We start from the raw sequence: 10,354 nt of genomic DNA on the forward strand, positions 1-10,354 counted from the left end.
GTGCTCATCATGCTGCGCTACCTGATTGCCTTTTTCTTCATCGCCCATGGCGCCGCGGCCAATGCCGTGACGCAGGCCGAAGTCATGGCCGGCTCGGCCAAGCTATACCGCGAGCAGATCGATGAACTGCGCCAGGGCTATCGCCTTGACGACGACGAGCGCTTCGGCGCCCGGGTGGCCGCGCTGGCGCGCCCGCTGATCGAGCAGGCCAAGCGCGAATTCCCTGAATCCGCTGCATGGGACTGGGAGCTGCACACCACCACCGAGGGCGATGCGAACGCGTTTGCCATGGCGGGTGGCAAGATGCTGGTTAGCCGCGCCCATGTCGAAGAGCTGGCGCTGACCGATGCCGAACTGGCGATGTTGCTGGCGCATGAAATCATGCACGCTGTGTTGCGCCACAACCTGAAGGAATTCGAGGAAGCTTTAAGGCTCGAACCGGCGCGGGCGACGCAGCCATACCAGGAGTTCGAGCACGACATCGACCACGATAATGGGTTGATGCGCAAGCTGGCGAACTTCAACCGGCGGCAGGAAATGGAAGCCGACCGCGAAGGGCTGTTGTTTGCGACGCGCGCAGGCTGGCCGCCGCAGGCGCTGGCTGCATATTTCCGCAAGCTGGCAAAGCAAAGCCATTACCCCAATTTCGATCGCTTCGACCATCCTTCACCGGCCAGCCGCTGGCGCGCCGCGCGTGAGCTGGCTGCGCAAATGGAAGCGTCCCGCTAAGCTATAATGCCCGCCATGCGTATGAAATCGTCCACCCGCCTGCGTTGGATCTGGATCGCGTGCCTCGCCATCCTGATGAACGCGCTCGCGCCGGCGATTTCGCACGCGGTGAACGGCAAGCCGCGCACCTGGGAGATCTGCCTGAACGACGGCACCCGCGTGACCGGCGTCGGCGAACTCGATTACGCGACCTTCGTCGCGGTGACCGACCGCAGCAAGGCACAATCCCCGGCGCAACCGATGGCGCAGATGGACATGGAAGACTGTTCCTACTGCCTGCCGCACGCGGGCTGGTTTGGCCTGCCTCCGTCCGATCCTGCTTTACCCCTGCCGTTCGGCAGCGCCGCGCTGCGCCCAACCCTGTTCTACCAGTCGCCACAACCTTTGCCGGTGTGGTCGGCGTCCGTTCCGCGAGGACCGCCTGCACACGCCTGATTTCGTCCCCCATTTAACGAATCAAGGAGTGAAAAATGAAAAAGCAGATCTTCGCGCTCGCAATGTCGATCGCCTACGCCGCATCCGCTGCGGCACAAGTTACCGTGCGCGAGCCATGGATTCGCGCTACCGTGCCCGCAGCACAGGCGACCGGCGCCTTCATGGAGCTGGTCTCCAAACAGGATGCGCGCCTGATCGAGGTGCGCTCGCCAGCCGCCGGCATTATTGAAATCCACCAGATGTCGATGCAGGGCGACCGCATGATGATGTCGGCAGTCGAAGGCATCGACCTTCCCGCCGGTAAATCCGTGGCGCTGGCATCCGGCGGCTACCACATCATGATGATGGATTTGAAGCGGCAGATGAAGGCGGGTGAAAGCGTCCCCATGACGCTGGTCTTCCAGGGCAAAGGCAAGAAACAGGAGACGGTGGAAGTGCAAGTGCCGGTCAAGCCTTTGTCCTACACCGCTCCCAAGCACTAAGGAGCCGATCATGAAAAAATACCTGATTGCCGCAGCTTTGCTCGCGGCGACGTCTGCGCACGCCCATATCTCGCTGGAACAGCGCGAGTTCGCGGCGGGCAGCTATCAGAAACTGGTGTTCCGTGTCGGCCATGGATGCAGCGGCAGTCCGACGGTTGCGGTCAGCATCCGGTTGCCGGAAGGGTTTGCACCGATGCGGCCGATGCTGAAAAACGGCTGGAGTATCGAGCGTACGCCCGATAGCCTGACCTGGCGCGGCGGCCCGTTGCTTGACGACTTCTACGATGAATTTGTCATGTTCGGCAAATTGCCGGCGGCGGGCAGCCATAACTTCAAGATCGTCCAGTCCTGCCAGTTTGGCAGCGCGAACTGGGAAGCCATTCTCGAAACGCGTTAAGGACCGATCATGAAACTCCAATACAAACCGCTGGCTGCGATGCTGGCGGCGATGGGCTTCGCTTGCCCGGCGCAAGCGGACCACGTGGTGACGATCAACGCTGGCCGTCCTACATCTCTGCCAACGCAGATCCCGACCACGATCGAGGGCATCACCGGCGCTCAGGTTGAAGAGCGCATCAATGCCTTCGACAGCGAGGACGCGCTGAAATACCTGCCAAGCCTGAACGTGCGCAAGCGCTTCATTGGCGATTACGATCATGCCGTGCTGGCCAGCCGCGCTTCCGGCACTGGCAATAGTGCGCGTTCGCTGGTGTATGCGGATGGCATCCTGCTGTCGAACCTGTTGGGGAACGGCGCGACGTATACGCCGCGCTGGGGGCTGGTGACGCCGGAGGAAATTGAACGCGTCGATGTGTTGTATGGCCCGTTCTCGGCGGCGTATGCCGGCAACTCGGTCGGCGCGGTGGTGGATTTTCAGACGCGCATGCCGAGCAAGCTGGAGGCGCATGCCAAGCTGTCGTGGGTCGGCCAGGATTTCGAGCAATATGGGACCGATTCGCAGCACATTGGCCGCCAGTACAGCGCCTCGCTGGGGGACCGCGTTGGCGCGCTGTCATGGTGGGTGAACTTGTCCCGTCTCGATAGCGATGGCCAGCCGATTGCCTTCGCCAATAAGCTGCGCTCGGCCGGCGTCACGCCGTTGGCGGGCGAGCCCGCCGGCGTCCCGGTAACCGGCGCTATCGCGGACCGCAACCCATCCGGCAAGGACTGGTACATCCTTGGCAGTACGGGCCAGGTAAACACGGTGCAGGACCATGCCAAGGTGAAGCTGGCTTACGACGTCTCGCCAACGCTGCGTGCCAGCTATACGCTTGGCTGGTGGCAGAACGATGTCGTGCGCAGCGTCGAATCCTATCTACGTGACGGCGCCGGCAATGCGGTGACCAGCGGCGCGATCAATGTCGGCGGCAAGCGTTTCACACTGCTGCCTTCCGATTTTGCCGGAGCGCGCGCGGACCTTGAGCATGTGATGCACGGCCTGTCGTTGAAGACGCATGGACGCAGCAGCTTCAATTGGGAAATTGCCGGCAGCGCTTATGACTACTCGCGCGACCAGGCACGCGTGCCTACCGGAGGCGGGCGGGGCAACCTGACCGATATGGGCGGCAGCGGTTGGAATACGCTGGCGTTGCGCGGCAACTGGCGTGCCGGAACCGCGCACCAGGTGGAATTTGGGGCGCAGCGCGAGAGCGCCAAGCTACGCACACGTGTGACCAGTGTAGCGGATTGGGTTATTGGCGAGGGCGGCAAGCTTGTATCGACCTTCAACGGCAACACGAGGCTGGAGAGCTGGTACACACAGGACAGCTGGCGCCTTTCGCCCGAATGGAAGGCGACGTTGGGCCTGCGGCACGAAACCTGGCGTGCATATGGCGGTGAAATTTCGGGCACGGCCGGCAAGCTGCTGCCATTTGGCGATCGTCGCGAGCAGGCATGGTCGCCCAAGGCCGCTTTGGCGTGGCGTACGGGCCAAGCGTGGACGCTGAAGGCATCGGCCGGCCGCGCAGTGCGGAATCCAACTGCGGCGGAGCTGTTCCAGGGCTCGATTGTAGACGACAAGATAGTCAACACCGATCCGAACCTGCGCGCGGAGAAGTCGTGGACCAGCGAACTGACTGCGGAGCACATGACGGCGCAAGGCAGCGTGCGTGCCACGTTGTTTGGCGAAGTCACGCGCGATGCGTTGTACTCGCAGCCACTGACCGCTACCGTCAACACGGTGCAGAATGTCGGCAAGGTCCGCACGCGCGGCCTGGAACTGTCGCAGCAGGCCGACGATGTCCTTACGCACGGGCTGACGCTGCAAAGCAGCCTTACCTATGCGGATTCGGAGATTGTGTCGAACGACGCCATGCCTTCCAGTGTCGGCAAGCGGCAGCCGCGCGTGCCCAAGTGGCGCGCGAATATGCTGGCTTCATACCATGTTGGCCAGCATTGGACCGCGACGTTCGGCGTGCGCTACAGCGGCAAGCAATACGGCACGCTCGATAACAGCGATCCGAATGGCGCAACGTATATGGGCGTATCGGACTACCTGGTTGCCGACGTGCGCTTGCGATACCGTCTCAACCGCCAATGGACGGCGTCGGTCGGCATCGACAATTTGAATGGCGAGAAATACTGGGCTTTTCACCCATACGCCCAGCGTACCTTGAGCGCCGACCTCAAGTTTGATCTTTAGTGCTCTCTAGCGCACAGCGCACAGCGCCCCGCCCGCGGGGCGTTTTCCTTTGCGCAAAGCCAATACCTTGCGCCGCCAGATTTCTACAATCGAGTGATGCCATTCCAACATGACTCCGCGTTTAAGCTTGTATTTAGCTATCCTGAACTGGTGCAATCCCTGCTGGAACTCGTACCGGATTGTCCAGCAAGGAGCGTGACTGGTTTCGAACGCCTGAACTGCAGCTTTGTCAGCAGTTCAGAGCGCCAGCGGAATGCGGACATGGTCTGGCGCATCTATTGCCAGGAGTCCGTCTTCTATCTATTGCTCGAGTTTCAGTCGACCGTCGACCGGCAAATGACGCAAAGGATGAGAGTCTATTCTGGCTTGCTGGCGCAGGATCTACATGCCCAGCATAAAAACGCGGAACCTTTGAACCTGCTGCCGGTCGTAGTCTATTCTGGGCGCCGTAAGTGGACTTCGGCTAACACGGCGGTCCTGGCTTGGTTAAAACCTTTACAGGAGAGGAAAGTGTATGTGCTGATAGATGAGGAGTCCGCTGGCGACTCCATCATCGGCGATGTGATCCGCATGGTGCGTGCTGACACGTTTGCTGATGTGGTGCGGTCGCAGAATGCCTTGCTGGCCTGGCCAATGGCAAGTGAAGGGTTACGGCGGGATGTGTTAACGGTAGCCAATGAGTGTATGACGCACTTTGGCGCCGATCAGGAGGCAATCATGAATGAAACTGTCAACAAGGCGGGTCGAAAGGAGTTTACTGAGGAGGAACATGTCCTCATCAGGCAATATATCCTGGACGTCTATCACGCGGCCAAGGAGATACCCGAGTTCAAGCGGGTAGTCGAGGCGCAGATGGTTGCGAAACGCGAAGGGCGGGAAGAAGGGCGGGAAGAAGGGCGGGAAGAAGGGAGGGGAGAAGGGAGAACTGAGGCGTTTCGGACAATGCTAAGCAAGGTGTGTAGGCAGCGCCGTGGCGCTGAGCGCTTTGAGACGCGGATCGCCTGTGCTGATTTGGCACAGCTGGAAAGCTGGTGCGACAAGCTGATCGCTGGTGAAAATCTGGAAGAGTTGCTGGGGGAAGGTGGCCCGTGAAGCTTGTGGCGACACGGGCCGGGACAAAACCCTGATCAGTTCGGGCCGCCAGCCAGGCGCTTGACGCTGCCGGAACCCATGACGCTCTTGGTCAGTTGCGGCTCGCCGTAGTAGCTCACATCGCCCGAGCCAGCCACGCTGACGGACAGCGATTGCTTGGCCCACACCACCGCCTGGCCTGAGCCGCCGATGCTGACTGCGGCTTCGCGTGTGGCCAGTTGTCCGGTGCTGACCTTGCCGGAGCCGCCGATCGAGACCTTCAGCTTGTCGGCTGAGCCGGTCGCCTTCAGGTTGCCGCTGCCGCCCAGGGACACGGTGACCGATTCCCCTTCGATATTGCGCAGGTTCATGGAGCCCGAGCCGCCGACATTGAAGGACAGCTTGCCGCCACGCAGGCCTTCCGCATCAACCGAGCCGGAACCGCCGACCGAAATGCGTTCCAGTTTCTTCGCGGTGATCACAACCTTCAGGTTGCGGGTATCGAACTGCAGGTTGGGGCGGATAGGACGCACTTGCAGGGTGCCGTCTTCGACCACGGTTTCAATCAGCGGCAGGATGTTGTCATCCGTCTCAATGCTGACGCTTTCAGCGCTGCCGATGCGGACTTCCACGCTGCCCGGCAAGCCCAGGCCGAGGCCGCTGAAGTTGCTCGCTTCGCGTGCCTGCTTGGAGACTTTGCCATTGCCCTGGACACGTTCGCCGGCAAACCAGCCCAGCGGAGCGGCCGACACCACGGCGACCGGGGCGGCGACAGCAAAAACGGAAGCGGCGATCAAGGCGTTGCGCACTGCAGCAGACATTTTCATCGTGTTTCTCCTCAATTTGAATGAGAAGCATCGTACCGAAGCCGGCGCCCCAGCGCCCGCCCGGTGCGACAGGGCGCTTCCTCGCAGGAACAGAATGCAAATGCCGGGGACAGGGCGTCGCTCCTGTATCATCTCGCCCATGCTTACAATCATCATCAAACAGGGCAAGGAGAATGCAATCCTTGCCGGCGACCCCTATATCTACCTGTCCGCCATCGAGCGCGTGGACGGGCGTCCCGCCGAGAAAAACAAGCCTGGCGCCACTGCCACGGTGGTTTCCTCATCCCGCAAATTCCTGGCGCGCGCTGCGTATAACGCCAAATCGCAGATCGCCGCCCGGGTCTGGACCCTGCGTGAAGACGAGGCGGTCGACCATGCCATGGTGAAGCGCCGCGTGCGTGCGGCCATCGCCCGCCGCAGGCATTCCCTGGATTCGGCCCGGCCCGATGAACTGGTGCCAATCGTGCTCGGCGATGAAGACGGCCTATCCGGCCTGCTGGTGCAGAGTTATGGCGGCAAGGCTGGCTACCTGGTGTGCCAGTTCCAGTCGGCTGCGGTGGAAGCATGGAAAATCGGCATCGTGCAGGCCCTGATCGCAGAAACGGGTTGCCAAAATGTTTACGAGCGCGCAGATAAGCTGATCCGTGAAGGCGAGGGTTTGCACGTGAAATCACGCGCGCTGGCTGGAGAAGAACCGCCGCAGCGGCTGACTGTGAGCGAGCGCGGCCGCAGTTTTTCCTACGATATCCGCACTGGATTTGAGTATCCAAAATAAATGTTGTTCACCAGCCACTTACATTTCATTGGGTAAATGCAATAGAATCATGCGTACCAATTGGAGAACACAGGCACTATGGAATACTCGCAAATTCGCACCTTGACGTATATCGAGAACGAAGACCATCCCGTCTTCGGCACGCTGGTCGAGCAAATCCTGCACCTGCTGAACTCCAAACTGGTCTTTTCCGACATCCTGATTCACCAGAACAGCCCTTTGCTGCTGCGCCAGCCAAAGGGCCTGGTGGCTGTGAGCGATTCGCCGATCACACGCGAAGAGCTGGAAGAATTCTTTGAAGTGGTAGAGCCGAACTGGCGTGAACGCATCCAGGATCGCGCTTTCGACCGTGCCATAGACCTGCATACCGCGCGTATCCGCGCCAACTGCTTCAGCTTCCAGGGCAAGAAGCGCCTTGGTTGCGTGATCCGCCGCTTCCCGAAAGAGCCGCTGCTGTTGTCCGGCTTGGGCCTGCGCCCGACGGAAGAGAAGTTCGCTCAGCTGTCGAGCGGCCTGGTGCTGATCATTGGCGATACTTGCCAAGGCAAGTCGACCACCATCGCATCGATGCTGGACGATATCAACAAAAACCGTTCGGGCCACATCATCACCATTGAAGATCCAGTGGAGACCCTGATCCCGCAACGCAAATGCGTGATCACCCAGCGCGAAGTGGGCTTTGACGGCGACGTCGAAACCTTCGACCTGGGCGCGAAGGATGCGCTGCGTGAACGTCCGGACGTGATCGTGATCGGCGAGATCCGCGACGCCGAAACTGCGCACGAAGCGCTGGCTCTGGCCGAATCGGGTCCACTGGTGCTGGCCTCCTTGCATGCACGCTCGACGGAACTGGGCCTGCAAAAGATGATCCGCCTGCTGGGCAACACCGAACCGCAACGCCAGGCCCTGGCGCATGCGCTGCGCGGCGTGCTGTGCCAGGCGCTGATGCCGGCAATGGACGGCGACCGCTACTACCTGGCCACCGAAAGCCTGAGCGTCAATCCGGAAGTGGCGGCCGTGATCGAAAACGGCAATGTGGCCGACCTGCGCAATGTGATGGAGCACAAATCCGCGCCAGGCTGCCACACCATGAACGAATGCCTGCGCAAGCTGCTGGCCGAGAAGAAGGTCAGCATCGAAGACGCCCGCCACGCCACCACCGACCGCCTCGGTTTCGCCGACATGCTGTAAAGACGAAAGTCGGGGTCAGCTCCGGCAATCGGACAAAATGTCCGATTGCCGGAGCTGACCCCGACTTTCATTATTCTAGGGGCACGTTGCGGTAGCGGTTCACTGTCGTGCTTTCCACCGGTGGGGGCGTTGTTGCCCCAGGCGGCGCGCAGGTAGGACACTACTTGTGCTACTTCCACATCACTCAAAGAATGGCTGAACGGCGGCATGCCGTATGGGCGTGGATTGCCTGCCGTGCCGGGGGCGAAGCCGCCATTCAGCACGATGCGGATCGGATTCACTGCTTGATCCATCGTCAGGGCGCGGTTGCCGGCCAATGGCGGGTAGTGCGGGGCGATGCCCTGGCCTTTTTCGCCGTGGCAGTCGAGGCACTGTTTGCTGTAGATCTTCTCGCCGGCAGCCAGCCAGGCCACTGCCTCGGCTTCCTTCGAGCGTTCGTACGGGTCGCGGTTGCCGCTTTCGTTCGGCAGCGATTTCAAATACACGGCCATCGCGCGCGCATCTTCATCACTCAGGTGCTGCAGGCTCTCTCGAACTACTTCCGCCATCGGGCCGAACACGGTCGCGCGCTGCGAGATGCCGGTTTTCAGCAGGTCGGTGATGTCCTTCACGTCCCAGTCGCCCAGGCCGGCCTCGCGGTCTGACGTGAGCGAAGGGGCGTACCAGCCCAACACCGGAATCAGGCCGCCCGACAAGCCTTTGTCGCTGGCGCCGAGGGCATTGCGTTCGCTGTGGCAGGCGATGCAATGGCCGGGGCCTTGCACCAGGTAGGCGCCGCGGTTCCATTCGGCGGACTTGCCGGCGTCAGGCGCGTAGACGGCGGGCTTGAAGTACAGGGCGCGCCATACCGCCAGCATGGCTTGCTGGTTGAACGGGAAGCGCAGCGTGTGCGGGGCGCTGGCTTGCTTCACGGGCGTGATGCTCTGGAAGTAGGCATACATCGCGTCCGAGTCGTCACGCGTCATTGCAGTGTAGTTCGTGTAGGGGAAGGCGGGGTACAGCAGGCGGCCGTCCTTGGCTTTGCCGTTGTGCAGGGCGTTCCAGAAATCGTCGGCGCTCCAGTTGCCGATGCCGGTTTCCCTGTCCGACGTGATGTTCGGTGAGATCACATTGCCAAACGGTGTTTGCAGGGCGCGCCCGCCGGCAAAGGCGGCGCCGCCGCGCGTGGTGTGGCAGGCCATGCAATCGGCTGCCTTGGCAAGGTAGGCGCCGCGCGCGACCTTTTCGGCGGCCGGCATGGCTTGCGAGGCGGCGCTTGGTGCCGGGCCTGTATCGTGCTTGGGCCAGATGAAGCCTACCGCTGCAACAACCAGCAAAAGCGGTACGGCGATGGCGATTTTCGTATTGCGGTTCATGATCTGCTCTGGTTATTTCGGGACGCCGCCGCATTCCATCGGCAGCGGCTTGGCCAGGGAGGTGGCAGGGCGAGCGTTCGGATCGGCGGCTTGTGCGGCCAGCCAGCCGGAGACGGCTGCTACGTCGGATTCACTCAGGCGGTTGGCCACTTCGGCCATGCAGTCTGGCGTGTGGGCCTTGCGCTTCTGGTTGCGCCAGGCGCCGAACTGCGCGTTGATATAGTCGCGCGGCAGGCCAATCAGGCCGGGAATGGCGGGCGCTACGCCGGTCATCGCGTCGCCGTGGCAGGCGGCGCAGGCCGGTACTTTGCGCGATGGATCGCCCTGGTGCACCAGCACGCGGCCTCGCTCGATCATTTGCGCCGTTGCGCTGGTGGCGGCCGGCGGCGGATATGGGGCGTGCTGTTCGGAGAAGTACTGCGCGATCTCGCGCAGGTAGGCGTCCGGCAGTTGTTCGACCATATACGTCATCATCGGGTACTGGCGGCGGCCTTCCTTGAAATTCAGGAGCTGGTTGTACAGGTAGCCGGCGGGTTTGCCTGCGATGCGAGGGAAGAAGGCGTCGCCTTGCTCATTGGCTTTGTGGCAGGCGATGCAGGCTGCGACGCGCTGCTCGACGGTGTCCGGCAGGCTGGCCGGCGCGGCCAGGGCGGAGCTGGCCACAAGCGCAGTGCTAAATGAGAGAATGCGGAGGGAAAGTCGCATGATGAATCCGTTTTTCTTGTGATGGGTCAAGGATACGCCTGCGAGGCAGAGAATAACAGGCTCAGAATGGCCGCGGAATGAGGGTATCAGTTTGAAGCTTTACGAGGCGCTAGCCGACCAATTGGCGCAGTCGATGGCATCCG

10 protein-coding genes and 1 pseudogene are annotated in these 10,354 nt (G+C 61.6%); 8 read left to right on the forward strand and 3 right to left on the reverse strand.

The genetic code is table 11. The features are described from left to right. The first annotated feature begins 9 nt into the window (after positions 1-9). The 6 genes from ACQ4MM_RS13985 (at position 10) to ACQ4MM_RS14010 (ending at position 5,379) form a co-directional block, all read left to right on the forward strand. Positions 10-729, forward strand: a complete 720-nt coding sequence (locus ACQ4MM_RS13985; RefSeq protein ID WP_431477930.1) for a M48 family metalloprotease — start codon at positions 10-12, stop codon at positions 727-729. A 15-nt stretch (positions 730-744) separates the two neighbouring features. Further along, a complete protein-coding gene (locus tag ACQ4MM_RS13990) occupies positions 745-1,164 on the forward strand; it encodes a DUF2946 domain-containing protein (RefSeq protein ID WP_431477931.1) in 420 nt (139 codons plus the stop codon). A gap of 35 nt (positions 1,165-1,199) precedes the next feature. Next, positions 1,200-1,646, forward strand: coding sequence for a copper chaperone PCu(A)C (locus ACQ4MM_RS13995; RefSeq protein WP_431477932.1), 447 nt, complete (start codon positions 1,200-1,202; stop codon positions 1,644-1,646). A 10-nt stretch (positions 1,647-1,656) separates the two neighbouring features. After that, positions 1,657-2,043 carry a YcnI family copper-binding membrane protein gene (locus ACQ4MM_RS14000; RefSeq protein WP_431477933.1) on the forward strand — a complete coding sequence of 129 codons (387 nt, stop codon included), beginning with the start codon at positions 1,657-1,659 and terminating at the stop codon, positions 2,041-2,043. A gap of 9 nt (positions 2,044-2,052) precedes the next feature. After that, on the forward strand, positions 2,053-4,287 hold the full coding sequence (locus ACQ4MM_RS14005; RefSeq protein WP_431477934.1) for a TonB-dependent receptor: 2,235 nt from the start codon (positions 2,053-2,055) through the stop codon (positions 4,285-4,287). A 96-nt stretch (positions 4,288-4,383) separates the two neighbouring features. Continuing rightward, positions 4,384-5,379 (forward strand): Rpn family recombination-promoting nuclease/putative transposase, encoded by a 996-nt coding sequence (locus ACQ4MM_RS14010; protein WP_431477935.1) that lies wholly within the window; start codon positions 4,384-4,386, stop codon positions 5,377-5,379. A 35-nt stretch (positions 5,380-5,414) separates the two neighbouring features. Here ACQ4MM_RS14010 and ACQ4MM_RS14015 read toward each other — a convergent pair whose 3' ends face one another. After that, positions 5,415-6,185 carry a head GIN domain-containing protein gene (locus tag ACQ4MM_RS14015; protein WP_431477936.1) on the reverse strand — a complete coding sequence of 257 codons (771 nt, stop codon included), beginning with the start codon at positions 6,183-6,185 and terminating at the stop codon, positions 5,415-5,417. A 139-nt stretch (positions 6,186-6,324) separates the two neighbouring features. Between ACQ4MM_RS14015 and ACQ4MM_RS14020 the strand changes: the two genes are divergently transcribed. Beyond that, positions 6,325-6,960, forward strand: a complete 636-nt coding sequence (locus ACQ4MM_RS14020; protein ID WP_431477937.1) for an SAM-dependent methyltransferase — start codon at positions 6,325-6,327, stop codon at positions 6,958-6,960. 78 nt (positions 6,961-7,038) lie between these two features. Then, positions 7,039-8,151: a type IV pilus twitching motility protein PilT gene (locus tag ACQ4MM_RS14025; RefSeq protein WP_431477938.1), complete on the forward strand. Its 1,113-nt coding sequence runs from the start codon at positions 7,039-7,041 to the stop codon at positions 8,149-8,151. A 70-nt stretch (positions 8,152-8,221) separates the two neighbouring features. Here the strand turns inward: ACQ4MM_RS14025 and ACQ4MM_RS14030 are convergent. Together ACQ4MM_RS14030 and ACQ4MM_RS14035 are read right to left on the reverse strand one after the other, a co-directional pair. Next, a pseudogene (locus tag ACQ4MM_RS14030) lies at positions 8,222-9,506 on the reverse strand (c-type cytochrome). 12 nt (positions 9,507-9,518) lie between these two features. Further along, entirely contained in the window at positions 9,519-10,211 is a 693-nt protein-coding gene (locus ACQ4MM_RS14035) for a c-type cytochrome (protein ID WP_431477939.1), read from the reverse strand. Between the last annotated feature and the right edge of the window lie 143 nt (positions 10,212-10,354).

It is taken from the genome of Massilia eburnea, assembly GCF_050709955.1.
GTDB classification, from domain to species: domain Bacteria; phylum Pseudomonadota; class Gammaproteobacteria; order Burkholderiales; family Burkholderiaceae_D; genus Rugamonas; species Rugamonas eburnea_A.